Genomic DNA, 23,689 nt, shown 5'->3' with positions numbered 1-23,689 from the left:
ATATCGGGAAGAGGACATGGGCGGGGGCCGATCGATTTGAAGACGCACGCAGATGAAGGCACGCTGGCTGCGACACAGGGAGCAGTGGATCGCAACGATCCACGTCCGCTGCACAAGCAGATCTACGAGGCATTGCTGGCCGCCATCAATGATGGCCGGCTTCCCTTGCGCGGCAAGCTTCCCTCCGAACGGGAACTGGTCGATCTCTATGCGGTAAGCCGCATCACCATCCGCCATGCGATCCGCGAACTGATCCAGCAGGGTGTGGTGCACAGCCAGCCGGGCAAGGGGCTTTATGTCACGCAGCGTGGCGGCAGCTTCGAGCTTCAGGTGCTGAAGAGCTTTACCAGCATTGCGCTCGCCAATGGACGCAAGCCCGGCCATCAGCTGATCGACGCCCGTCTCATCCCCGCGCCGCTCGAAATCAGCCGGCCCCTGTTTCTGGGAGCAGGTGCCGAGGTGGTGGTTCTCTCCCGACTGCGCCTCATCGACGACATACCGGCGGTCATCCAGACGGACTGGATCCCGGCCGCGCGCGTGCCCGGCCTGCTGGAGCTGGATTGGGAGGTCAGCAACCGATCCTTGTACGAGGAATTGCGACAACGCTATCGGATCTTCCCCAAGCGCGGACAAACGACGCTCAGTGCGCGCCTTGCAGCGGAGAACGAGGCGCGCCTTCTTCAGCTATCCTCTCCCTCGGCCGTCCTGACCGTCGACCAGATTGCTTTTGACGAGCGCAACCGCCCCGTCAACATGACGGCCCTGATCCACCACCCAACGCGCTATCCGCTGACGCTTCTGCAATCGGAAACGGGAGATTTCACCCAGTACTGAGGTTTTGGCTGATTTTCCAGAGGAGAGGGAATAGGCGTGCAAGGCATAGCCCAAGTAAAGTGCCGAAATGTGGATTTACATGGGTTGATTTCTATTTAGAATATGTTGTCATATTAAAATGTTCGGGGTTGAGAGCAGGCTACAATAAGCATCAACGGGGGCTGATGTGTCTGACGTTTTTTTGATGCAGCTGATCATCGGGTATACATGCGTCGGCGTCTTTGTCTGCACCTCGATTATCGCCGTGCTTTACCTTGCCGGTTTCATGAGAATAGATCCGGCTCACGGCACCAAATTGTTCAACGTTCTTGTTGTCGAGATTGCCGTCATTGGCGTGGGCGCCTTCGGGGGACTGATCAAGCTCAACCCGCAGCCCGTCGCCACCGAACTGGCCGCAGGAAAGCAGGCGGAGAAGGAGCTCAACACGGCCAATGAAACGTTGACCGCGTTGGACACCAAAGACACGGCTGCAAACACTACGGCAACCATCAAGCCGAGGGTCTACATCCACATTGCAAGCGAAAACCAAAGAGACGCTGCCACGCAGGCCAAAAACGCCTTGCAGGAAGCCGGAGATCTTGTGCCCGGAATTCAGAATGTCGGCACAAAGGCGCCTGGAAAACTGGAGCTGCGCTATTTCAGTGCGAGGGATGCAGAGGGCGCAAAGCAGGTGGCATCGACCCTGAAGGGAGCAGGCATATCGGTTGATCCCAAATTCGTCTCGGGATTTAGCGACAGCAGCATACGCCCCCTGCACTTTGAGCTGTGGTTTGCAAAGACGTAGAGCATTTCCGACGAAAACCGCGGTCTCGGCTTCGCCGGCCCCATCTTGCCCGTTCCTGACAAAGAGGACCGGCGGGCAATGACCGTTTTACGGTAAATTTTGCCCGCGGGGATGATCAGGCGCGCGCGCCTGCCCTGTCCTTCTGGGTTGCGAACGACACAAGCAGGAGGAGGCCGATGGCGCTCATGCCATATTCCAGGATGTCGCCTCCGATCTCGTTCAGCGGTGCAATGACGAGCAGGCCGGCGCCGAGCCAGACTAGGCGCAGCAAGGGGCTGAGCGGCTTCAGGCCGTGGCCGACCAGACCGCCCGTCACCAGAACGACGGCAACGATGGAACTTGCAAAGACGTAACCGATATGGGCCCACGAGCCGATCAGGAGAAGGCCGGGCTTGTAGATGAACAGGAAGGGCAGAATATAGGCGATCCAGCCAAAGCGGAATGCCTCGATATCCGTCTGTCCCTTCGGCGCTCCGGCAAGGCTTGAGGCGGCGAAACTGGCGAGCGCAATCGGCGGCGTGATCATCGACAGGATGCCATAATAGAAGACGAACATGTGGGCGGCCATCGGCGGAACGCCCAACTGCACCAGCGTTGGGGCCGCAAGTGCTGCCATCAGCAGATAGACCCCCGTGGTTGGCAGGCCAAGGCCAAGGATGATGCCGATCACGGCCGTCACGAGCAGCAGGCCGAACAGGCTCGTGCCGCCGAATTCCAGGAGGTACATGGAAAGCGAAAAGCCGAGACCGGTGGTCGACAGAAGCCCGATGATCATGCCGGAAACGGCCGTGATGAGCAGCACGTCACAGGTCGAGCGGCCGGTATCAATCACCACGTCCAGCATCTGGCGCGGCGTCATGCCCGCCTTGCCGCGTCGAGCGCCGGCGACAAGGCCCGCCACCGCAATGGCCGCAACCGCCCAGACAGCGGCAAGTTCTGCCCGCATGTTCCACTCGAAGATGCAGAACAGGAGAACACCGAATGCAAGGATGGCCAGCCACCCCTCGCGCATGACTGCCAGAATGCCCTGCCGCTGCAAGTCGCCCAGTGAGGGAATGTTGTCGCGCCGCGCGATGAAGTCGATCTGCACATAGACGGACAGGTAATAAAGAACGGCTGGCAGCATCGCCGCCAGCGCGACCGTCTTGTAGGGAACCATCAGGATTTCGGCCATCAGGAAGGCCGCGGCCCCCATCACCGGGGGCATCAGCTGCCCGCCGGTGGAGGCGACCGCTTCGATGCCGCCGGCCTGCGCGGGGGTAAAGCCTGCCCGCTTCATCAGCGGAATGGTCATGATGCCCGTCGACATGACGTTGGAGACCGCACTGCCGGAGACCGTGCCGAACAGCGCGGATGCCGTAACGGCCACCTTGGCCGAGTTGCCAGGTCCGTGCCCGGCAACGCGCATGGCAAGCTGGGTGAAGAAATCACCGCCGCCGCAGGCGATCAACAAGCCGCCGAACAGCACGAAAACGACGACGACGAAGGCTGCGATCTGCAAGGTCTGGCCCCAGACGGCCGAAGAATCCGTCCCGATGAACCGCAGGACGTCGGCGGCCGCCATCGGTTTTCCCTGCAGCGCACCGGGCACCCAATCGCCGAAGACGGCATAGGCAAACAACAGCGCGAAGATGATGATCAGCGTCCATCCGACCACGCGGCGCAGCGCTTCCATGCTCAAGGCCGTTACCAGCGCACCGAGCAGCAGGGCTTCCGTCGGATGCAGATGGGTTGCCTCCGACAGGACCGGAAAGCGCACGAAAACATAGATGCCAAGCGCAATGGAAAGATAGCCGGCCGCCGCATTGGCGGCCCGAAGAACCGGCCGGCCGGTACCCTTGCGGCGAAAATAGACGACAGCAAGCGAGGCGCCGAACATCAGCGCCACGATCTGCTCGGGGTAGATCAGCAGGCCGAGCCTTTGCGGCAAGGCAACCACCCAAAGAAGAGCGAGGAAGGGCACGACCAGCGACAGGATGCGTGACAGCATTCCCATCTCGGTCATCCGCACGATGTCGGTCTCGTCCTTGACGACTGGGTTTTCCATTGCGTCTGCCCCCTTACTGGCCGGACCAGATGCCGACGCTCTTGTAGAACGCGATGGCGCCGGGGTGATAGGCAAGCTTGGTCACATGGGCGAGCCGGGCAGGGTCGAACTCGCTCCAGATCGGGCCGGACGCCTGCAGGCTCTGCCGGCCTTCGTAAAGCGCCTTGGCCACCTTGGCGACCGTTTCATCGGAGGCGCTGGCGCTGGCAAAAAGCGTGTAGTCGTAACAGAAGATTGCAGTTTGCGGGGTCAATCCCGGCGAGTTGGTCAACTGGCTGCCGGTTTTCAACGCCGTCCCCGGCAGGTTTTCGTCGAGAACCTTTTCGTCGCCGGGCTTGTAGCTGAGGAAGGTCACGCCGCCGACGGAGGCATCGATATCCAGCACCGATTGTGATCCGGCCGTGGCGATGGTGACATCGGTCAAGCCGTCTTTCAGCGCCTCGAACATGGCCGGGAAATTGGCGATCGGCACGCTGGACACATCGTCATAGGTGAGACCTGCCGTCTGCAGGGAGGCGCGGATGATGAAATCGCCGAGAGAATTGGCGGGGAAGCGTGGAACCCGCTTTCCCTTCAGATCGGCCATGGTCTTCAGCCCGGATTTTGCCGTCACCAGCAGCCCGGCATTGAAGGGGATAAGCGAGGCCACCATGCGCAGGTTCGGGTTGGGCTGGCCCTGCGACATGCCGGTGCCGGAGATGGCATAGGCGGTCTGGGGGAAGTTGGCGATACCGAACTCTACACGGCCGCTATCGACCAGCGGGAGATATTGCGAGGTATTGGCCATGACCTGCGGCCTCACCATCACGCCGGATTTTTCGCTGATGGTCTTGGCGAGCGCCGTGGCAATCTGTTCGGTCGCGCCCCCCTTGGTCGTTGCCAGGCCCACCGCCTGGGCAGCCGCCATCGCGGTCCACCATCCCGACAGTGCTGCGGTCATCGCAACCGTCATCATCACGCGCTTCAGCATTTTGCAGTCCCCTCTTTTTTTGATTTTCAGGCGTCCAGGCATCCCACATGCCGGTGCATGGCCGCGCGACGATTGCCGGCGGCCATGGGGCATGACATCACTTGCAGGGATCGGCGGGGGCCTCGTCGAACTTGGTCCACTTGCCGTCCTTGATCTCGATGATGTAGCCGGGAAGTTCGGCATCGTGGCCGGCAAAGCAGATATTGTCGCCGAGAATGCCGGAGAAGCTGACATTCTGCATGGCGGCGTTGATCTTTTCGCGTTCCTCGGCAAGCTTTGACGGATCGCCGGTCACGCCCGCCTTTTCCATCACCTGCTTCATCAGGTAGAGCGTGTCATAGGTCTGGGCATCGGAATGATGCGCGCCGAGCTTGTGAATGCCGCGCTTTTCGGCTTCCGCCACGAATGTGTCGTTGAAGGCCTGCGAACGGGCATTGAAGCCCTTCCAGAAGCCCGCGACCAGCATCGTGCCCTCGCCTTCTGGTCCGAACAGTTCCACGACGTTCGGATCCGCAAAGATCTGCGAGCCGATGATGCGGCCCTTGTAGCCCTGGCGGCGCAGTTCCTTGATGACCTTGGAGGCCGAATCCGGCGTGGCGGCGAGCGCAACGATATCCGGATTGGACTGGAGGATGCGCGCGGCCTGCGCGGACATGTCGAAACTCTTGTACTGCACGGCAATCGGATCGCCGTGCTTGATGCCCATTTCGGCCAACAGTTTCGGGTAAAGCTTGGTGCCGGCGGAATTGGAGACGACCTCTTCCGAAATATAGACGATCTCGGCCGTATCGGCCTTGATGCCGCGGGCCTTGATGGACTTCAGCAGCCGGCGAAACTGCTTCTCCTCGTCTTCGGAGAGGCGCCAGCCATAGGTCTTGCCGTCGGTCAGGCCCGGTGTCGATGCCGAGTTCGGCATCATCAGAACCTTGAGGCGTTCGGCATCGTTGAAGGCAACGGCGGATTCACCGGAGGAGAAGGGGCCGAGGATGGCGAGCACACCGTCATCCTGCGCCAGTTTGCGCGCGCCGACCGAAGCTTGCTTCGGATCGGAACTCGTGTCGAAGCGGACGAATTCCACCTTCTTGCCGTTGATGCCGCCTGCTGCATTGATTTCAGCGAGCGCCACATCGGCGGCCACCACGGCAGGCTCCGCCACGCCCTTCAGAAAGCCGGCCGTGGCGACAAGATTGCCGATCTTGATCGTATCTTCGGCAAGTGCCGGGCCTGTGAGCAGGGCAGCCAGGGCGACCGAGGTTGCAAAACGAAACCCAAATTTCATATCACTCTCCTGATGTTTATCGGTTGTGTTGATGTGTCGCGCCGGCTGGCCAGGTGCTCAGGCAATCTGGTCGATCGGGTGTTGGGATGATGCGTGGCCTCCGAGATAGGCCTCGGCGAGCGCCGGATCGCGCGACAGCGCGTCTGCCCTGTCGGACAGAACCACGCGGCCCAGTTCCAGCACATAGCCGCGCTCCGCCACGTCGAGCGCCATGGCGGTGTTCTGCTCCACGAGAAGGATGCTGATGCCGCTGCGGTTCAACTCCTTGATCAGTTCGAAGAGGTTGTTGACGAAGAGCGGCGACAGACCGAGCGACGGCTCGTCCAGCATGATCAGGCGCGGACGGCTGACGAGCGCGCGGCCGATGGCCAGCATCTGCTGTTCGCCGCCGGAGAGAATGCTGGCCTTCATGTGGCGGCGCTCGGCAAGGTTCGGAAAGCGGTCATAGATCTGGCTGAGATCCTGATGCCAGTCCGCACCGCGGCGCAGATAGGCCCCCATCAGAAGGTTCTCCTCCACCGTCATCGACACGAAGATCTGGCGGCCTTCCGGCACCAGCATCATGCCGCGGCGCACGCGCTCGGCCGGTGAGGCATGGGTCAAGACCTCGCCGGCAAACCGCACCGATCCGCTGCCGGATTTGATCGCACCCTGCAAAGCTCGCAGGAGCGAGGTCTTGCCGGCGCCATTCGCCCCCAGCACGGTCACGATCTCTCCTTCGGCAAGGTCGAGATCGATGGATTTGACGGCATGGGTGCGTCCATAGCGGACATCAAGGCCGCGAACTTCAAGCAACATCGGCTGCCCCTTCCTTCACCGTGCCGGCATGGCGGGGGCCGAGATAGGCCTCCAGCACCAGCGGATTGTCCTGGACCGTCGCCGTCTTGCCGTCATAGATCTTGCGGCCGAAATTCAAGACCACCGCATCATCGCAAAGCCGGCGCACCAGCCCCATGTCGTGCTCGACGACGAGAAGCGTGATCCCGGTTGCGCTGAGGCGTTTGAGGAAGGACGTGAGGTTGTCGGTTTCTGCACCGTTGAGGCCTGCGGCCGGCTCATCGAGCAGGAGGATCCGGGGCTTTGCCGCAAGGGCGCGCACCACCTCGATCTTCTTGCGAACCCCATACGGCAGGGTTGCCACGACCTCGCCGGGATAGCTTGACAGTTCCATCTCGTCGAGGAGGGCTTCGGCCTCATGGCGCCAGGCGGAATGGCCGAAGAAGGACAGCGGCTTCAGCATGTCGACGAGACCGCCGGCGTTGGCCTGCTGGCCGAGCATCACATTCTCGATCACCGACAGGTGTGGCATGAGGCGGATGTTCTGGAAGCTGCGGGCGATCCCGAGGCCGATGCGCTTTCTCGACGGGATCTGCTGGATGGGTTTGCCCTCCAGCAGGATATCACCCTCGCTTGGCTGATAAAAACCGGAGATCAGATTGAAGACGGTCGTCTTTCCGGCTCCGTTCGGACCGATCAGCGCCATGCGGGCGCCTCTCGGCACGTCGAAACTGACATCGGAAATGACGGTGAGGCCGCCAAAGCTCTTCGTGACATTGCGAAGGCTCAGAATATTTGCCGTTTCGTGCCCGCTCATGCCGAGACCTCCTGCGCCACGTCCAGCCGTTTCGTCCGCCGGCCGGGTTTCAGCCGTTCGATCAGGCTGCGGGTAATCAGCCCTTCGGGCCGGAATGCCATCATCAGCACGGTGAGGACGCCGAGGATGACGAAGCGCCAGCTCTCATCGGGCGGGGACAGGGGGCCGCTCTGATGGAAAGCGGCGGCGATAAAGGTTTTCAATTCTGGCATCACGACGCGCAGCCCCTCCGGCAGCAGCGTGAAGAAGGCAGCACCGAAAAGAGGTCCGAAGGCCGTCTGCGTTCCGCCGAGAAGCACGTAGAGAAGCACATAGATCGACAGCGAGGCGTTGAAGCTCTGGATATCGACGAAGCTGAAAGTGTGGGCGTAAAGCGCACCGGCAAGACCGGCGAGCGCCCCGCCGAGCGAGAAGGCCGCCACCCGAACGCCGCGAACGGAGACGCCAAGCAGATCGGTCACCACATCGTCGTCATGGGCTGCGCGCATGGTCAGTCCGAAACGCGTTGCCATCAGATAGAAGACGAAGAGGGTGACGAGGACGGCCGCGATGAGCGGCACGTGGTAATCGAGGAAGTCCGGTACGGACAGTCCCATGGCGCCGCCGAGCGCGTCGGTATTGAGAATGACGCCTGCGATCACCTCGGCAAGTGCGAAGGTGGCCAGCACCAGATAGACACCCTTGGTGCGCAACAGGGGAAAGGCGATGGCCATGCTGACAAGGCCGCCGACGGCCATGGCCGCCGGGATGGTGACCCAGGCGTTGAGGCCGAAGGCTGCCGACAGGAAGGCTGCCGTGTAGGCGCCGAGAGCCTGAAAGCCCGCGCCGCCGAGGTTAAGCTGGCCCGTCGCGACCGGCAGGAAGACCGCATAGGCCATGATGATGTTGATCGAGAGAATGGTGAGGATGCCTGTCCAGTAGCCACTCATGGTCAAAGCTTCCCCTTGCCGATGGAATGGTGGCCGAGAAGGCCCTGTGGCCGCACAAAGAGCGCGACGAGGAGTAGGCCCCACACGGCGACCTGCACGGTATCGGCACCGAAGAAATGGATGGTCATCATTTCAGTGATGCCGATGATCAGGCCGCCAAGAACCGCGCCCCAGATCGAGCCCAGCCCGCCGATGACCATGCCGGCGATGGCCTTGGAGCCGATGTCCTCGCCCATCTGCGGCGACACTTCGCCGTAATTGATCGCAAAGAGGATGCCCGCCAGCCCGCACAGCAGGCCCGTCAGCATGAAGATGACCGGGACGAGGCGCCTGGAATCGACGCCGAGGATGTTGGCAGCATCGGGGTTTTCGGCAATCGCGCGCAGGCCGCGCCCGATGCGGCTGTGCTTCAGCACCCAGTTGAGCCCCGAAACGATGACGAGCGCCACACACAGGCTGATAAGTTGCGGCGCGCGCAGCAATAGGCCACCGAGATTGACCGTGGTGTCCCAGCTGACGGCTGCCATGCGCTGCGCATCCGTGCCGTAGCCGATGCGGATCAGGTTTTCGATGATGAGGAGAAAGCCGAGGGAGCTGACCAACGGGATCGCATGTTCGGTGGCATCGCCGTATTTCGTCTTCATGTAGCGGAAGGTGAAACGCTCGACGATCAGCGAGGCTACAATTGTCATGACAACTGCAGCGGCAAGCGCAAGCGGCCATGGCAGAGCCTGCGAGAGCCCGAAGGGAATGCCCCACTTGGTCAGCGCCCAGGCGGCCATGCCCGACAGCATGAACAGGGTCGGGATGGTGAAGTTGAGGAAGTTCAACACGCCGATGGTCAGGGTAAAGGCGACGGCGACCGTCACGTAGACGCTCCCGAGCATGACCCCATTCAGCACTTGTTGTATTAACAGCATCAGCTTTTCTCACAAGTTTTGTATACAAACAAAGCAGGGCAAGGTGCAAAAGCACAGAAAAGCGGCACATGGTCATGCCGCAAGCCGCCCGGCCAGCGCTCAGATCACTCTAGGAGAAAAGCGGGATTCTCCCCGTCAAAGTCCCGTTCAAAAGCTTGGTTCCCACCGTTGGACGCCTTATGGCGCCTCGTTTTTCTCGACGCGCAGCGAGCGCCTGTCTGTTGCGGCCGGTTTTCCTTGTTCCGGTCGCGGACGTTTCGCTGAACTCAAAAATCGCGACATTTTCAAAATTGTCTCTTTAAATGTCGTGACATGTTGTACACAATGAGTTAGCACTTGACCCTTGTCAAGGGAAACATTGGCGGAGAATTACTGATAATGACGCTGAAAAAAGATCGTGTTCTGATCGTGGGTGCCGGCCCGGTCGGCCTTGTGTCCGCCTGCTGCCTGTCCAGGGCCGGCATCCCCGTGACCATTGTGGAGACCAGCCCTGATCTGCCGACGGATCTGCGGGCCTCCACCTTCCATCCGCCGACCCTCGACATGCTGGACCGCTTCGATATCAGCAAAAAGCTCGTCGAACGGGGCCTTGTCTGCCCGACCTGGCAGTTTCGCGACCGCAAGGAAGGCGTCATTGCCACCTTCGATCTCGGTATTCTGGAGGGGGAGACAAACCATCCCTATCGCCTTCAGTGCGAGCAGTGGAAGCTGTCGGAAGAGTTGCGGGCCCTGATCGAGGCCGATGACCGGATCGAGCTGATCTACGGGGCAAAGGCGCTGAGCGTCGCGCAGGATGACGCCGGCGTAACGCTCACCATCGAGCGACAGGCCGATGGCTCGCAGGACCAATTGTCCGGACAATATCTGATTGCCTGCGACGGGGCGCGAAGCGCGGTGCGCAAGTCACTCGACATTGCCTTTGACGGGCTGACGATCCCGGAAATCTTCCTGTCGATGTCGACCTCGTTCCGTTTCGACGAGGCGATCGGGGATCTGGCGCCTATCGCCTATCTGACCGATCCCAGCGAATGGGCCGTCCTGTTGCGCACGCCGTCGCTCTGGCGCGTGCTTTTGCCGACCGACCCGAACCAGACGGACGAGCAGATCAAGGATCCGGCCGTGATGGAGCGCCGTCTGCAGGCGCTCTGCCCGAAGCCGGGCGCCTATGATGTTGTCCACGCCACGGCCTACCGGGTGCATCAGCGCGTCGCCGCCACCTATGTCGCAGGTCGTATTTTCCTGGCCGGCGATGCGGCCCATCTCAACAATCCGCTCGGCGGCATGGGCATGAATGGCGGCATCCACGACGCCGTGAACCTCTGCGACAAGCTGGCCGAAGTCTGGCATGGCCGCGCACCGCTCGACATTACCGAGCGCTACAATCGCCAGCGCCGGAAGGTGGCGATCGAGACCGTCCAGGAACAGTCTCTGCGCAATCGCAAGATGATGGCGGAAAATGATCCGGCTGCCCGCGCAGCCTACCACGATGAACTGCGCCGCATCGTCGACGATCCGAAAAAGCACAAGGCCTACCTGATGCGCTCGTCGATGATCCAGTCGCTGCGCGAGCTGGAAAACGTTGCCTGAATTCACACAGCAATTTTGAACAAAGGACATAAAGACATGGTGGACAGCCTCGGTTATCGCAAGAAATTCGGCGTCATTGCGCCTTCGACCAATACATCCGTGCAGCCCGAATTCGACCGCATGAGCCCGGTTGGTGTGACCAACCATTTCTCGCGCATCACCATCCCGGACGATCCGGTCCATAGCGACGAGGATTTTCTCAAGCTCATCGACAATATCCGCGGCGCGATCATGGAGTCGATCGATTCGGTCATGACCTGCCGCCCGGACCATCTGGTGATGGGCATGTCGGCGGAAACCTTTTGGGACGGTCTCGACGGTTCCGCACAGCTGCAAAAGCGCGTGGAGGAGCGCGCCGGCGTGAAGGTGACCATGGGCTCGGACGCGTGCCAGGCGGCGCTGGCCAAATACGGCGATATCAAGCGCATCGGCGTCGTTACCCCCTATATGCCGGTCGGCGACGCCCAGGTGGTCAAGTTCTTTGCCGATTGCGGCTACGAGGTGGTGCATCTCAAGGGCCTGCGCTGCGAAAGCCCGATGCTGATCGCCCATGTCAGCGAAGCCGAACTGCGCGACAGCATCAACGAGGTCAATGATTCCAGTGTGGAAGCGATCGTGCAGGTCGGTACCAATCTGGCTATGGCGCGTGTTGCGGGCCTTGCTGAATTCTGGCTCGACAAGCCGGTGATCGCCATCAACACCGCAACCTACTGGTATGCGCTGCGTCAGAACGGCATTGACGACAAGGTGCAGGGCTTTGGCTCGCTCCTGTCCCATCATTGAACCAGTCGAGAAAAGCCATGCATTACGACTTCATTCCGATCAGCGAGCGCAAGCCCTTGAAATGGCCGAACGGCAAGCGCCTTGCGGTCATCCTCACCACCAATTTCGAATACTGGGATCCGGTCCGCGATACGCCGAAGCCTTACTATCCCGGCGGCCCGAGCATTGTCGGCGGCGATCTTCCCGGCAATGTCTATGACAATGCCAATTATACCTGGCGGGAATACGGTCAGCGCGTCGGCGTCTGGCGCATGTTCGACATTTTCGACGCAGAAGGCGTGCCGTCCAGCTGCACCATCAATGCCAAGATGGCGCTGGAACGGCCGCAGGTCGTTCAGGCTGCGCTGGACCGCGGCTGGGAGATCGTAGCCCATAACTATGTGCAGAGCGAGCTCCTGACCGACAACATGTTCGATGAGGACAAGGAGCGCGAGGTCATTCGCGCCACCCTCAAGGTCTATGAGGAGTTCTGCGGCTTCAAGGCCAAGGGCTGGCTCTCCAGTTCCCTGCGCTCGACGCTCAATACCATCGACATCCTTGCCGAAGAGGGCCTGATCTATATCTGCGACCTCCTCAACGATGACCAGCCCTACATGGTGCAGACCCGCAGCGGCAAGCCGATGGTGTCTGTCTCCTATACGTCCGAAGTCAACGACTTCAGCTTCCTGCGCCAGGGGCTCGGGGCCGAAGGTGGTCTTCAGATGTTCAAGGAACAGTTCGACTGGCTGTATGCCGAGAGCGCGATGACCGGCAAGTTCATGAATATCGGACTGCATCCGCATGTGATCGGGCAACCGTACCGCATTCGGGCGCTGCGGGACTTCATTCGCTACGCCAAGCAGTTCGATGATGTATGGTTTACCACCCGCGAGGAGATCGCGGCCTGGTACATGGACAACCATGCCGACCATATCGAGGTGAAAACGCGATGAATGAGACTTCGGAAGATGATCTGGCCGGCCAGCCGGAGAGCAGCGATCAGGATGATGCCGATCTGCAGCGACCGGTCGAAAAGGCCTATCAGGGCATTCGTCGGGCGATCCTGCGCGGCGAACTGAAGCCGGGCGATCATCTTCCGGAGGAAATGCTGGCGGCCATGACCGGCACCAGCCGCACGCCGGTGCGCGAGGCCTTGCGCCGGCTTGCCACCGAGGGGCTGGCGACCGTCAGCAACCGCCACCGTTTCGTGACGAATTTCTCGCCCGAGGAAGTGTCGATCATCTTCGACATTCGTGCGCAGCACGAGGCGTATGCCGCGTCCATTGCCGCGCAGAAGATCACGCCGGCCGAGCTTGCCCGCCTGCAGCATCTGATCGACGCCATGGCCGAGATCGAGACGGACACGAGCAGCGTGGTCGCCGAGCGGTTCCTGGCGCTCAACACCGAGTTTCACGGCGCCATCATCGATGCGACCCGTTCGGCACAGTTGAAGCGATTGACGGCGCCTGCCGCAGCGCTTCCGCTCATTCTCGTCAAGCAGTTCGTCATGGACCAGCGCGTCGATGTCGTGCGCTCCAATCGCCAGCACCGCGACATCCACGCCGCGCTCAGCGCCCGCAACAGCGAATGGGCGGCCGCTGCCATGTCCGGCCACATTCTTTCGACCAAGCCGAAGCCGCGGGACACGAACCGCGGCCCCAACCGCTAAGAAATAATTGCGCAAAAGCGCTTGAGGGACAGCCAGTGCAGCACCGACGCGACGAATTGAACCGAAGCCCCCTCGTGATCCGCGGCTATGTGGCCGGTCAGTTCAGCGATCCGTCGGGCGCAGCCGAGATTGCGGTCATCGATCCGACGACCGAGCAGAGGGTCGCGACACTCTGCGAATCGAGCGCCTATGAGGTGGACCGGGCCGTGGTCGCGGCCCGACAGGCGTTCGATGCAGGGCCCTGGGGACGCGCAACCGTTGCCGAACGGCAGAAAGCCCTGCTTGCCATCCATGATGTCATCCTTGCCCATGCCGACGAACTGGCCGTGCTGGAGACGATCAACACCGGCATTCCGCTCAGCCAGACGCGCCACGTCCATATTCCGCGCGCGGCCTATAATTTCCGGTTCTTCGCCGAATACATCAACCAGTCGGGTGGCGAGGTGTTTACCCAGGAGCCCGGGCTGATGAGCATGGTGACCTATGAGCCGATCGGCGTCTGCGCGCTCATCGGTCCGTGGAACATGCCGCTTGGGCTCACCGCGATGAAGATGGCCGGTGCGCTCGCCTTCGGCAATAGCTGCGTGGTCAAGCCCTCGGAACTGACACCGCTTACCGTGACCCGCGTGGTGGAACTGATCGAGGGCATCCTGCCGAAGGGCGTGGTCAACCTCGTCAACGGCCGTGGTCAGGTGACCGGCACTGCGCTCGTATCCCATCCGGGCATCGACATGGCGTCCTTTACCGGCGGCACGGTCACCGGGGCTGCGATCCTCGGCTCGCTCGCCAAGGGCATTAAAGGTTCGGCCATGGAGCTTGGCGGGAAATCGGCCAATATCGTTTTTGCCGATGCCGATTTCGACCAGGCGCTTGATGCGGCGATGATGAGTTCCTTCATGAACAATGGCCAGATGTGCCTGGCCGGCAGCCGCATTTTTGTCGAGCGCAAGATCGCCGACCGCTTTATCGACAGCTTTACCCGTCGCACCAAGGCCTTGAAGATCGGCGACCCGCTGGTGGACGGCACCGAGATCGGCCCGATGATCAACCAGGCGCAGCGCGAGCGGATGGCACGCTATGCCGAGAGCGGCATCGCGGAAGGAGCAAGCCTGCTCTGTGGTGGCCATCGCTATAGCAACGTGAACGCCGGCTATTTCTTCGAGCCGACCGCGATGCTGGCCCCGTCAAACGACATCGCCATCTGCCGCGAAGAAATTTTTGGGCCTTTCGCCGCCCTTCAGGTCTTTGACGAGGAAGAGGAGGTGATCACCAAGGCCAATGAGAGCGAGTTCGGTCTCGTCGGTTATGTGTGGACCGGCAATCTGGAGCGCGCCATGCGGACGGCGTCGGCGCTTCGCACCGGAACCGTTCTCGTCAACACCCCGATCGTTCGGGATCTGCGCACGGGCTTTGGTGGTTACAAGCAGTCAGGGCTCGGTCGCGAGGGCGCCAAGGGCTCGCAGGCGATGTTTACCGAAATGAAGACGACGATCATCGCGCGCGCGCCGCGCATGATGCCCCGCATGGGGATGGCGGGCGAATGACCGGCCGCGGCATGCCGTCTCACCGGCGGGCTTGCCGCCCGCGTGTTGTACGCTGCGGCGGTCGCCGGTCGAACCCGGTGACAAACCCCCTTTCGTGGAAGTGAGGTCCCATGTTTGCCTTCGGCCCGGCCCGCATCCGCACGCTTGCCGATCTCGATCCCTTCGCTTTGCCGATAGATCTGCTGTTCCCGGGCCGTGACGTGGAGATGCTGCGGCCGCTGCAAACGGTTCTGGCGCCCCATCACGTGGATTTCGATACGGGATCGATCCTGCTTGGCGTGCACAGTCATCTTTTGCAAACGGCCGGGCTCAACATTCTGATCGACACCTGCATCGGCGAGCACAAGCCGCGCCCGCGCCGAGCCGACTGGCACCAGCGGGCGGCGTCGGGCTATCTTGAGCGTCTGGCATCGGCCGGTCTTCGGGCCGAGGATATCGACATCGTGCTCTGCACGCATCTGCATGCCGACCATGTGGGCTGGAATACAAAGCTTGTCGACGGGCGCTGGGTGCCGACCTTCCCGAGAGCGCGCTATCTGATCGGCCGCGCCGAATTCGACCTGTGGCGGGATCAGGAAGAGAGCGCGCCGGGCACCCATAACCACGGCTCGTTCATCGACAGCGTGCAGCCGGTGGTGGACGCCGGACAGGCGGAATTCGTTGATGACGGGTTTACCGTTTCAGGCGGGCTCGATCTGATGGCGCTGCCCGGTCACACCCGCGGGCAGCTCGGCCTTTGCCTCTGCCACCAGGATCGGCGGGCGATCTTCTGCGCCGATGCCATTCATACCCCCGTCCAGGTGTTTCATCCGGATTGGACAAGCCGCTTCTGCAGCGACCCGCAGGCGGCCATCGCCACGCGGCATGTGCTGCTCGATCAGGCAGCGTCGCGCGACGACCTTCTGGTGCCGGCGCATCTCAGGCATTATTCCGGCATGCGGATCCGCGGTGATGCCAGCGGTGGCTACCGGCCGGAGTTTGTCGCCTGATGCACGACGCCTCTCGAAATGTCGTCACGATACGCCCGGGCACAAGCCAGCAGTCCGGCCGATCCGGCTCACTCCTGCAGGCTTCTAACGCTCGCCGGGCGGTGCGACAGAGGGAGCAAAATTCACTCCCCCGTCATTTCCTTGCTGCGATGGATGCGCATCCGGTAGGCCATCTGGTCGGCCGGGTGCCAGTTGAAAGAGGCGATCAGCACGCCGCTCTGGGTCATGTAGCGGCGCAGCAGCTGGAGCGACCACGAGCCCGGCTTCAACCCCAGTTGCCGGGTGAACTCGACCGGCATGGGAAGGGCGCGGATCTCCTGCACCGCTTCCTCGATCGGTCCCTCGGAATAGCGCTCGAGCAGCGCGAAGAAGGGGCCCTGGTGATCGGCAAACTGCGCCACCACGTGTTCGAAGCGCTTGGGCACATAGCTTTGAATATAGCAGATCGGCTTGCCGCCCGGTTCCGTCCAGCGCACGCCATTGATGAGGATCCATTCCTCGCCGGCAAGGCCGCCGACCAGCTCTGCAAGCTCGCTGTCGAGCGTGACGGTCGTCACGTCCATGACCACGTAATAGGTCTCGACCGCCACCTGGAACAGTTCTTCAAGCGACCCGAAGGACTGGTAGAAGGTCGCCCGCGACGTATCGGAGATCACCCGCGTGCCGATGCCCTGCCGGCGTTCGACGTAACCGCGTTCGCGCAGGTACCGCAAGGCCTCGCGAATGGTGGTGCGGCTGCTGTTGAATTCGACGGCCAGTTCCAGCTCCGGCGGCAGCAGCGACCCTACGGGATAGATGCCCGCTGCCAGACGATCCTCGAGGATCTTCTGGATCTGCGCATAGCGTGGCAAGCCGTCATGGGGGCGGTCCTCGACGAGGTCATCCTCTTTGGTCGTCATGCAGCACTTTCGTTTGGCGCCAAGCCCAGGCGGTGTTCAAGTTCTCTTCACTATAACAAATTCGGCCCCGGAAATACCGCCCATCCTGCAGGGAGATGGGGACGAACCGCGCCTATTTTCACAAAGGTATGGACAAAGTCCATAGTTTGTAATCAGTTTATTATGACATTTAGGAGAGGCCATGCCTGAGCGACACAAATCCGTCTATTCGAGCCGCGCCAAGCTTGGCCTGATCACGCCGCCCACGAACACCGTGAACGAGGCGGAATGGCAGCGCATGATGCCCGAAGGCGTGACCTTCCATACCCATCGCATGCCGCTGCATAAGGATACCACATCGGTTGAGGGCAAGGCCGGACTGATGCGGGATCTGGAAGGCGTTTTCGCCCTCCTGGCGCAGGCCCGCGTCGATGCGATCGCCTATGCCTGCACGGCCGGATCGATGATCAATCCGGTCGAAAGCCTGCCGGAGAGCCTGACCAGTACGACGGGTGTCACCGCCATCACGACCTCGGCCGCGATTATCCATGCGCTGAAGACGCTCGGCGTGAAGCGCCTGTCGGTCGCAACCCCCTATCACGACGCGCTGAACCACCACGAAACGGAGTTTCTGGCGGATAACGGTTTTACAGTGGAGCGGCTGATTGGTCTCGGCATCGGCGAGACCGGTCCTGCCGACTATGTCCGCATTGCAGAAACGCCGCTCGAGGCGATCGCCGCCCACGTCGGCGATTGTTTCGTGCCGGGAAGCGAAGCGATCCTGATTACCTGCACCGATTTTCCCACATTGCCGCTGATCGCCTCGCTGGAGGCGCGCTACGGAGTGCCGGTTGTCACCTCCAATCAGGCGACCTTCTGGGCGATGCTGCGGGCGACCGGCATCGAGGATCGGTTCAGTTCTTATGGCCAGCTGCTCGCCGCGCACTGACACATTCTTAAAAACACAAGGAAGATAGGAAGGAAAACCATGGCGGACCCTCGTCTCAGGCAGGCCCTCGAGGCCAAGGACTTTATTCTCGCGCCCGGCGTATTTGATCTCATCTCGGCGCTGATCGCCGATCGCCAGGATTTCAAGGCGCTGTATGTCACCGGCTATGGCACGGTCGCCTCCTATCTCGGCCTGCCCGATGCCGGTCTTGCGACCTATCGCGACATGATCGAGCGTATCGGCCAGATCGTGAAAATGACGAAGACCCCGGTGATTGCCGATGCCGATACCGGCTATGGCGGCCTCCTCAACGTGCGCCATACGGTGCGTGGCTACGAGGATGCCGGCGTGACCGCCATTCAGATCGAAGACCAGGAGTTTCCCAAGAAATGCGGCCACACGCCAAACCGCCGCGTGATTCCGCTCGAAGACATGGTGCGCAAGGTGAAGGTTGCGAGTGATGCCCGCTCCAGCCGTGATTTCCTGATTGTCGCGCGCACCGATTCGCGAACCAGTCTCGGCCTTGACGAAGCGATCCGCCGTGCCGATGCCTATCGCGAAGCCGGTGCAGACGTGGTTTTCGTGGAATCGCCCGAAAGCGAAGAGGAAATGAAGACGGTCGCCGAGCGCATCCAGGCGCCGCTCTTTGCCAATATGGTGAACGGCGGGCGCACGCCCCTATTGTCCGCCGACCGGCTGAAAGAGCTCGGCTATGCGATTGCCATTCACCCGGCGCTCGGCTTTCTGAGCGTCGGCGCGGCCCTCGACAAGTCCTTCAAGGATTTGAAGGTGAACGGCATCACCTCGCCCGACATCGACCTCTACTCGTTCGCAGAATTCAACAAGCTTTTGGGCTTCGAGGATGTCTGGGAGTTTGAACGTCGCTTTGCGGAAATCTGAAGGAGCAAGGCATGAGCCAGGATCTCGATGACAACTACAGGATCGCCTATGACAACCGGGCGGGGTTCGGAAAGCGCCCGGCGCTGGTGCTGATCGATTTCGCCGAAGCCTATTTCGATCCCGATTGCGTTCTCTATGCCGGGGTGGATGGGGCGCTCGCCTCTGCCCTGCGCATCCGCGCCGTTGCCCATGAACAGGGCATTCCGGTGATCCTGACGGAGGTCACCTACCAGAAAGGCGGGCTGAACGGCGGGCGCTTTTTTGAAAAGGCAAAGCCGCTTGCCTCTTTCGTGCAGGGCCAGAAGACCGCGGTCTTCGCCCAGGGTCTTGTCCCGCGCGACGACGAAATCGTCGTCTCCAAGCAGTATCCGTCGGCTTTTTTCGGCACCTCCCTTGCCTCGACGCTGACGGCGATGGGCATCGACAATGTGGTGCTGACGGGGCTGACCACCAGCGGCTGCGTGCGAGCCTCCTGTGTCGATTCCATGTCACACGGCTTCATCACCACCGTCGTGCGCGAGGCCTGCGGCGATCGCCATCCTGCGCCGCATGAAGCCAACCTGTTCGACATGAATGCCAAATATGCCGACGTCGTCTCCGAAGAGGAGATCCTGGACTTCTTTCGCTCGCTTGGGCCTGAAAGGAACACCGATGACTGAGAAGGCAACGCGCCGCCGCATCGCCGTGCTTGGCGGTGCCGGCGGCATCGGCCGCGCGCTGATCGCTCATCTGGCGCAGAAGGGCGATGACGTGACCGTACTCGACCTCTCCTCCTCGCTTGCACGCCACGCACTCGACACGAAAACGATTGCCATCGACGTGTGCGATGAAAGCTCGATCGCGACGGCCTTTTCTGCACTTGGCAACCACTGGGACCAGGTGGACGGCTTCGTCAATCTGGCGGGCTATAACAGCGCCTTGCAGCCGCTTTCCCAGACCGGTGCGGATTACTTTGACGAGGTCATCGCCGGCAATCTTCGCGGGGTCTTCCTTGCGGCAAAAGCCGTCCTGCCGATGATGGCGCAAGGGAGCACGGTGGTCCATGTCGCCTCCGGCCTTGCCGCGCATGTCCGACCGGGTTACGGCGCCTATTCGGCCTCCAAGGCCGGCGTGATCGCGCTCACCAAAACCTTCGCGGTGGAAAACGCCCCTCAGGTGCGTTTCAACGTCGTGGCGCCGGGTCTCGTCGATACCGCCTTCCTGCGCGGCGGCACTGGACGGTCCGATGAGGACGGCCAGTCGATCGTTCCCCTCGACGCCTACCGTGCCATGACGCCGATGAAACGGCTGGCTTTGCCGGAGGATATCGTCGGCCCGATCGAATTTCTGCTGTCGCCGGCAAGTGGATTCATGACGGGGCAGGTTCTCTGGGTGAATGGCGGGGGATACATGCCGTAACGGCGCGGCTAGACTGCGGCGCGAATGCTCCGGCGTCGCCACCCTCCAAGCATAAGGCGACATTGCCGAAGCAGTGAATGGCCTATAGATGAGTTGCATGAAGTCTAACTTGGAAGCAGACCGTTCTTCCAAGCAGATTTGGTCTATAAATAATTTAAATCCTGCAATCCGATAAGCGTTGACTCCTTAAGTCGCCGACCATTTAATAAATTCGTCAATTTGCATTAGATGTTGGGGGCGACATGCATATGGTTGACGTTCAGCAGGCTACATTTCAGGACAATTCCCAGATCAGCAAGATGGTTGCCGATCTGGAGCGGATGCTGCGCTTCTCTTCCATCACCAAAACGATCGAGGTGCCGGAAAAGCTTATCGAGGACGCATCCTTAGCGCTTGCCAAGGCCCGTGGTATGGTAGCGCCACCCACATCGACGGCCATCAGTGATGTCGAGGTTTCCCTGTTACAGGCGATCGACAAGCTCGCGCCGCGTATCTACCCCGCCACGCCACTCTCGCTGGAAATTGCCGAGCTGATGGAAGGGCAGATGAAAGGACAGAGCGTGCATGATGCTGACTCCAGAGAGGCGGACATCTATAAGCGCGTCAACCGTCTGATCAAGAAGCTGATGTGGTTCACGGTCGGGTCTTTGATCGCAACGATTCTATGCTTTGCATTGACGGATATTTTGAAGAATACTCTCAGCGCGGAACACCAGAATTTGCTAGCTCCGTTCAAGGTCCATGTGCGCAACGCCATCAACGTCGTAGTGGGTCTTTTGGGGGCCTGCGCCTATATCCTGCGCAGCATCCTGACACGGCTGGCGAACCAGACCTTCGTGCTGAGAGAGGAATCGGGATATTATCTGCGCATGAACCTTGGGATGACGCTCGGCTTTATCATGCCGCAACTGATCGACTCGTCCCACGCGCTCTCGACCATCAACAGCTTCACCATCGCGTTTCTCGCCGGTTATGCGGTAGAGGCGATGTTTACGGCACTTGATACGCTGGTCACGACAGTGCGCGATGCCGTCGCGCGACCGACGCAAACCCCAGTAACGCGATAGTGGCAGTTCGGTTTTGCCGGCTCACGCCTGTATCGTGAACCGGCTTTTCCGCTGCGGCGCACCGAGTTTGCGGACGCCTCGCTCTTCCGGTGCCGTGACCTGCCTCAGGCAGCCGCTCCGGCCTCTTCGGTATGCGCAGTCCGCCAGTCGATACGCCGTTCGAAGGCTTCACCCTGCTCGTCAAACAGATGGCAATCGGCGATGCGGATGCCGGTGGTGGCCGGCGTGTTGACCGCGATCGGGGCTGATCCGGACAAGAGCGCGCAATAGGGTTCGCCGGTCGGCAGGCTGGCATAGGCGACCGTATTGATGCCGAGGCGCTCGATGACCGAGGGGGTGACGGTGACATTGAGGTCGCCGCCCGACAGCGTCGTGTGCTCCGGACGAATGCCGAGCGTCAGCATGCGCCCGACGATATCGGCACGAGGTTCGACCGGGATGGTCACGGTCTGCCCGTCATAGGAGACGGTGATGCCTTCAGGACCGGCCGCTTCGCAGCGCACCGGCAGAAAATTCATCTTGGGATTTCCGATGAAGCCGGCAACGAACAGGTTCTGCGGCTTGTGGTACAGCTCGAGCGGCGCTCCGACCTGGGCGATCTGGCCGGCATTCAGCACCACGATGCGGTCGGCCATGGTCATGGCTTCCACCTGGTCGTGGGTGACGTAGATCATCGTCGCCTTCAGGTCGCCGTGCAGCTTGGACAATTCGATGCGCATGTCCGATCGCAGGGCGGCGTCGAGGTTCGACAGCGGCTCGTCGAACAGGAAGATCTTTGGTTCGCGCACGATGGCGCGGCCGATCGCGACACGCTGGCGCTGGCCACCCGACAGCAGGCCAGGCTTCTGTTCAAGACGCTTTTCCAGCTGCAGGATCTTGGCAACCGCGCCGACCTTTTCGCGGATCGTGGCTTCGGGAAGCCCCTCTACGCGCAACGGAAAGGCGATGTTTTCAAACACCGTCATATGCGGATAAAGCGCATAGGACTGGAAGACCATGGCAATGCCGCGTTCGACCGGCGGCTTGTCGTTGACCCGCTCGCCATCGATGACGATATCGCCCGACGAGGTGGAATCGAGGCCGGCGATCATGCGCAGCAGCGTTGATTTCCCGCAGCCGGAGGGACCGACGAAGACGACGAATTCGCCGTCCTTCACCTCCAGCTTGATGCTTTTCAGCACCTCGAAGTCACCATAGAACTTCTGTACGTTGTTGAGATAAAGCTGTCCCAAGGGTCTCAGTCTCCGTTCGCCGGAACGAGCGGCCGCGGCGGTAAGGTAAGCGGATGAGGATCGCGACCGGCATGGCCGCGATCCCTGATGGAGAAGGCTGTTACTTGTACTGCTCGAGGTCGGCAGATGCCTTCTTCAGAGCAGCGGCAGGTTCGGCCTTGCCGGTCACGACCGACTGGACCATCTCGATGATGACGTTCTGGAAGCCCTTGTAATCGGTAAACAGCGGCTCGGGTCCACCGAACTTGATGCCGTCGATGAGCGGCTTCCAGAAGGGGTCCTTGGCGACGAATTCATCGACCTTCGGCGAGGGACGAAGCGGGGTCAGGCCGGCACCCCCCTGCAATTCATATTCGCCCTGCGGACCGGGGGAGGTGATGAATTTTGCAAATTCGATCGCCTTGTCTTCGACGCCCGAGCCCTTGAAGACGGCAAGGCTGTCGGTGATGAGGAGCGTACCCTCGCCTTTGGCCGAGGGGCCGAGCGGCAGCGGTGCAATGCCCCAGTTGATCTTGGTGGCCTGCAGACGCGTTGCCGCACCCGAGCCGGCCTGGATCATGCCGACCTTGCCATCGAGGAAGATGGCGCGGATTTCGTTCTGTTCGTAGGCGGTGGCGCCTTCGACGGAATAGGGCGTGATGTCCTTGTAGGCCTGCAGTGCGGCCAGAACTTCCGGGCTGTCGGCGACGATCTTGTCGCCGTCGATGATCTTGCCGTTGTTCGTGTACACCCAGTGCATGAACTGGTGCATGGTGTTGTCAAAGGTCTTGGCCGGCAGGCCGTAACCGGCAATGCCGGTCTTTTCCTTGATCTGCTTGGCGAAGGCGATTTCTTCAGCCCAGGTCTTCGGGGCCTTTTCCGGGTCGAGACCGGCCTGCTTGAAGAGGTCCTTGTTCCAGTAGAGCGCCTTGGTGGAGAAGGCGACCGGCACGCCCCACTGGGTGCCCTCGAACGTCACGGTATCGACGATGTTCGGATAATAGCTCTTCTTTTCGGCATCCGTCATCGGCACCGGAACGATGAGGTCGTTCTGGGCAAATTCCTTCAGCGTGCGCGAGCCGACATAGGCCATGGCGACCGGCGTGCCGGCGGCGGCAAGCGTCGTTGCCTTGTCCTGGCACTGGGCCCAGCCGACGACTTCCGGCGTGACCTTCCAGCCGGCATTCTTGCCTTCCCATTCCTTGATGTACTTTTCATGGATCGGGTCGATCTTGTCGCCGCAATAGATCCAGGAGATTTCCTTGTCGGCGGCATGTGCCGCCATGGCGCTCAGCATCGTGGTGCCGGCAAGCGCTACGGCATAGATCCCAGTCTTGATAGAAATGTTCACGGTCATGCTCCCATTCTCTGTGGTCGT

The 23,689-nt window shown here is 61.1% G+C and carries 24 protein-coding genes; 14 read left to right on the top strand and 10 right to left on the bottom strand.

Annotated features, from left to right (window positions below; all coding sequences use genetic code 11):
• Positions 1-36 precede the first annotated feature (36 nt).
• Positions 37-834 (top strand): GntR family transcriptional regulator, encoded by a 798-nt coding sequence (locus J2858_RS18830; protein WP_210106392.1) that lies wholly within the window; start codon positions 37-39, stop codon positions 832-834.
• A gap of 184 nt (positions 835-1,018) precedes the next feature.
• The gene (locus J2858_RS18825; protein ID WP_210106391.1) at positions 1,019-1,618 is read left to right on the top strand and encodes a hypothetical protein; all 600 of its coding nucleotides are present in this window, start codon (positions 1,019-1,021) and stop codon (positions 1,616-1,618) included.
• A gap of 115 nt (positions 1,619-1,733) precedes the next feature.
• Here the strand turns inward: J2858_RS18825 and J2858_RS18820 are convergent, their stop codons facing one another.
• The 7 genes from J2858_RS18820 to J2858_RS18790 all read right to left on the bottom strand — a co-directional run bounded on the left by J2858_RS18820 (position 1,734) and on the right by J2858_RS18790 (position 9,324).
• The gene (locus tag J2858_RS18820; RefSeq protein WP_210106390.1) at positions 1,734-3,665 is read right to left on the bottom strand and encodes a TRAP transporter permease; all 1,932 of its coding nucleotides are present in this window, start codon (positions 3,663-3,665) and stop codon (positions 1,734-1,736) included.
• 13 nt (positions 3,666-3,678) lie between these two features.
• Positions 3,679-4,635, bottom strand: coding sequence for a TAXI family TRAP transporter solute-binding subunit (locus tag J2858_RS18815; protein WP_210106389.1), 957 nt, complete (start codon positions 4,633-4,635; stop codon positions 3,679-3,681).
• Positions 4,636-4,732: 97 nt separating this feature from the next.
• Positions 4,733-5,914 (bottom strand): ABC transporter substrate-binding protein, encoded by a 1,182-nt coding sequence (locus J2858_RS18810; protein ID WP_210106388.1) that lies wholly within the window; start codon positions 5,912-5,914, stop codon positions 4,733-4,735.
• Positions 5,915-5,971: 57 nt separating this feature from the next.
• Positions 5,972-6,709 carry an ABC transporter ATP-binding protein gene (locus tag J2858_RS18805; protein ID WP_210106555.1) on the bottom strand — a complete coding sequence of 246 codons (738 nt, stop codon included), beginning with the start codon at positions 6,707-6,709 and terminating at the stop codon, positions 5,972-5,974.
• On the bottom strand, positions 6,702-7,508 hold the full coding sequence (locus J2858_RS18800; protein ID WP_210106387.1) for an ABC transporter ATP-binding protein: 807 nt from the start codon (positions 7,506-7,508) through the stop codon (positions 6,702-6,704). The genes J2858_RS18805 and J2858_RS18800 overlap by 8 nt, the downstream gene beginning before the upstream one ends.
• Positions 7,505-8,437 carry a branched-chain amino acid ABC transporter permease gene (locus tag J2858_RS18795; RefSeq protein WP_210106386.1) on the bottom strand — a complete coding sequence of 311 codons (933 nt, stop codon included), beginning with the start codon at positions 8,435-8,437 and terminating at the stop codon, positions 7,505-7,507. Before J2858_RS18795 ends, J2858_RS18800 begins: the two co-directional genes overlap by 4 nt.
• A 2-nt stretch (positions 8,438-8,439) precedes the next feature.
• Positions 8,440-9,324, bottom strand: a complete 885-nt coding sequence (locus tag J2858_RS18790; protein WP_245366703.1) for a branched-chain amino acid ABC transporter permease — start codon at positions 9,322-9,324, stop codon at positions 8,440-8,442.
• On the opposite strand from J2858_RS18790, the gene J2858_RS18785 reads away from it, so the two are divergent.
• The 7 genes from J2858_RS18785 (at position 9,323) to J2858_RS18755 (ending at position 15,908) form a co-directional block, all read left to right on the top strand.
• The gene (locus tag J2858_RS18785; protein WP_210106569.1) at positions 9,323-9,685 is read left to right on the top strand and encodes a hypothetical protein; all 363 of its coding nucleotides are present in this window, start codon (positions 9,323-9,325) and stop codon (positions 9,683-9,685) included. The two genes, J2858_RS18790 and J2858_RS18785, sit on opposite strands and share 2 nt — an antisense overlap.
• Positions 9,686-9,735: 50 nt before the next feature.
• Positions 9,736-10,944 carry an FAD-dependent oxidoreductase gene (locus tag J2858_RS18780; protein ID WP_210106385.1) on the top strand — a complete coding sequence of 403 codons (1,209 nt, stop codon included), beginning with the start codon at positions 9,736-9,738 and terminating at the stop codon, positions 10,942-10,944.
• Between the two features lie 36 nt (positions 10,945-10,980).
• Positions 10,981-11,727, top strand: coding sequence for a maleate cis-trans isomerase family protein (locus J2858_RS18775; protein ID WP_210106384.1), 747 nt, complete (start codon positions 10,981-10,983; stop codon positions 11,725-11,727).
• A gap of 17 nt (positions 11,728-11,744) precedes the next feature.
• On the top strand, positions 11,745-12,659 hold the full coding sequence (locus J2858_RS18770) for a hypothetical protein (protein WP_210106383.1): 915 nt from the start codon (positions 11,745-11,747) through the stop codon (positions 12,657-12,659).
• Positions 12,656-13,375 carry a GntR family transcriptional regulator gene (locus J2858_RS18765; protein ID WP_210106382.1) on the top strand — a complete coding sequence of 240 codons (720 nt, stop codon included), beginning with the start codon at positions 12,656-12,658 and terminating at the stop codon, positions 13,373-13,375. The genes J2858_RS18770 and J2858_RS18765 overlap by 4 nt, the downstream gene beginning before the upstream one ends.
• 35 nt (positions 13,376-13,410) lie before the next feature.
• Positions 13,411-14,919, top strand: coding sequence for an aldehyde dehydrogenase (locus J2858_RS18760; protein ID WP_210106381.1), 1,509 nt, complete (start codon positions 13,411-13,413; stop codon positions 14,917-14,919).
• A 110-nt stretch (positions 14,920-15,029) separates the two neighbouring features.
• Entirely contained in the window at positions 15,030-15,908 is an 879-nt protein-coding gene (locus J2858_RS18755; protein ID WP_210106380.1) for an MBL fold metallo-hydrolase, read from the top strand.
• 122 nt (positions 15,909-16,030) lie between these two features.
• Here the strand turns inward: J2858_RS18755 and J2858_RS18750 are convergent, their stop codons facing one another.
• Positions 16,031-16,807 (bottom strand): GntR family transcriptional regulator, encoded by a 777-nt coding sequence (locus J2858_RS18750; RefSeq protein WP_210106379.1) that lies wholly within the window; start codon positions 16,805-16,807, stop codon positions 16,031-16,033.
• A 181-nt stretch (positions 16,808-16,988) separates the two neighbouring features.
• Here J2858_RS18750 and J2858_RS18745 point away from each other — a divergent pair, with 181 nt between their 5' ends.
• From J2858_RS18745 to J2858_RS18725, 5 genes are all read left to right on the top strand, one after another.
• Positions 16,989-17,735, top strand: coding sequence for a maleate cis-trans isomerase family protein (locus tag J2858_RS18745; protein ID WP_210106378.1), 747 nt, complete (start codon positions 16,989-16,991; stop codon positions 17,733-17,735).
• Between the two features lie 39 nt (positions 17,736-17,774).
• The gene (locus J2858_RS18740; protein ID WP_210106377.1) at positions 17,775-18,635 is read left to right on the top strand and encodes an isocitrate lyase/PEP mutase family protein; all 861 of its coding nucleotides are present in this window, start codon (positions 17,775-17,777) and stop codon (positions 18,633-18,635) included.
• An 11-nt stretch (positions 18,636-18,646) separates the two neighbouring features.
• Positions 18,647-19,294: an isochorismatase family protein gene (locus J2858_RS18735; protein WP_210106376.1), complete on the top strand. Its 648-nt coding sequence runs from the start codon at positions 18,647-18,649 to the stop codon at positions 19,292-19,294.
• Positions 19,287-20,033: an SDR family NAD(P)-dependent oxidoreductase gene (locus J2858_RS18730; RefSeq protein WP_210106375.1), complete on the top strand. Its 747-nt coding sequence runs from the start codon at positions 19,287-19,289 to the stop codon at positions 20,031-20,033. Before J2858_RS18735 ends, J2858_RS18730 begins: the two co-directional genes overlap by 8 nt.
• Before the next feature lie 242 nt (positions 20,034-20,275).
• Positions 20,276-21,100: a hypothetical protein gene (locus tag J2858_RS18725; RefSeq protein ID WP_210106374.1), complete on the top strand. Its 825-nt coding sequence runs from the start codon at positions 20,276-20,278 to the stop codon at positions 21,098-21,100.
• 104 nt (positions 21,101-21,204) lie between these two features.
• On the opposite strand, the gene J2858_RS18720 is transcribed toward J2858_RS18725, so the two are convergent.
• Positions 21,205-22,332 (bottom strand): ABC transporter ATP-binding protein, encoded by a 1,128-nt coding sequence (locus J2858_RS18720; RefSeq protein WP_210106373.1) that lies wholly within the window; start codon positions 22,330-22,332, stop codon positions 21,205-21,207.
• 100 nt (positions 22,333-22,432) lie between these two features.
• Complete coding sequence (locus J2858_RS18715; RefSeq protein ID WP_210106372.1) at positions 22,433-23,668, bottom strand: extracellular solute-binding protein; 1,236 nt, start codon at positions 23,666-23,668, stop codon at positions 22,433-22,435.
• Between the last annotated feature and the right edge of the window lie 21 nt (positions 23,669-23,689).

The organism is Neorhizobium galegae (genome assembly GCF_017877135.1).
Lineage (GTDB): Bacteria > Pseudomonadota > Alphaproteobacteria > Rhizobiales > Rhizobiaceae > Neorhizobium > Neorhizobium galegae_A.
Note: the sequence above shows the minus strand (reverse complement) of the source record. Positions and strands in the feature narration are given on the sequence as shown.

Coding starts and splice junctions, on each gene's coding strand:
- J2858_RS18825 (WP_210106391.1), top strand. CDS start 1,019: ATGCAGCTGATCATCGGGTATACATGCGTCGGCGTCTTTGTCTGCACC.
- J2858_RS18815 (WP_210106389.1), bottom strand. CDS start 4,635: ATGCTGAAGCGCGTGATGATGACGGTTGCGATGACCGCAGCACTGTCG.
- J2858_RS18735 (WP_210106376.1), top strand. CDS start 18,647: ATGAGCCAGGATCTCGATGACAACTACAGGATCGCCTATGACAACCGG.
- J2858_RS18745 (WP_210106378.1), top strand. CDS start 16,989: ATGCCTGAGCGACACAAATCCGTCTATTCGAGCCGCGCCAAGCTTGGC.
- J2858_RS18725 (WP_210106374.1), top strand. CDS start 20,276: ATGCATATGGTTGACGTTCAGCAGGCTACATTTCAGGACAATTCCCAG.
- J2858_RS18795 (WP_210106386.1), bottom strand. CDS start 8,437: ATGAGTGGCTACTGGACAGGCATCCTCACCATTCTCTCGATCAACATC.
- J2858_RS18715 (WP_210106372.1), bottom strand. CDS start 23,668: ATGACCGTGAACATTTCTATCAAGACTGGGATCTATGCCGTAGCGCTT.
- J2858_RS18770 (WP_210106383.1), top strand. CDS start 11,745: ATGCATTACGACTTCATTCCGATCAGCGAGCGCAAGCCCTTGAAATGG.
- J2858_RS18755 (WP_210106380.1), top strand. CDS start 15,030: ATGTTTGCCTTCGGCCCGGCCCGCATCCGCACGCTTGCCGATCTCGAT.
- J2858_RS18780 (WP_210106385.1), top strand. CDS start 9,736: ATGACGCTGAAAAAAGATCGTGTTCTGATCGTGGGTGCCGGCCCGGTC.
- J2858_RS18730 (WP_210106375.1), top strand. CDS start 19,287: ATGACTGAGAAGGCAACGCGCCGCCGCATCGCCGTGCTTGGCGGTGCC.
- J2858_RS18740 (WP_210106377.1), top strand. CDS start 17,775: ATGGCGGACCCTCGTCTCAGGCAGGCCCTCGAGGCCAAGGACTTTATT.
- J2858_RS18800 (WP_210106387.1), bottom strand. CDS start 7,508: ATGAGCGGGCACGAAACGGCAAATATTCTGAGCCTTCGCAATGTCACG.
- J2858_RS18790 (WP_245366703.1), bottom strand. CDS start 9,324: ATGCTCGGGAGCGTCTACGTGACGGTCGCCGTCGCCTTTACCCTGACC.
- J2858_RS18775 (WP_210106384.1), top strand. CDS start 10,981: ATGGTGGACAGCCTCGGTTATCGCAAGAAATTCGGCGTCATTGCGCCT.
- J2858_RS18785 (WP_210106569.1), top strand. CDS start 9,323: ATGACCCCATTCAGCACTTGTTGTATTAACAGCATCAGCTTTTCTCAC.
- J2858_RS18750 (WP_210106379.1), bottom strand. CDS start 16,807: ATGACGACCAAAGAGGATGACCTCGTCGAGGACCGCCCCCATGACGGC.
- J2858_RS18765 (WP_210106382.1), top strand. CDS start 12,656: ATGAATGAGACTTCGGAAGATGATCTGGCCGGCCAGCCGGAGAGCAGC.
- J2858_RS18820 (WP_210106390.1), bottom strand. CDS start 3,665: ATGGAAAACCCAGTCGTCAAGGACGAGACCGACATCGTGCGGATGACC.
- J2858_RS18810 (WP_210106388.1), bottom strand. CDS start 5,914: ATGAAATTTGGGTTTCGTTTTGCAACCTCGGTCGCCCTGGCTGCCCTG.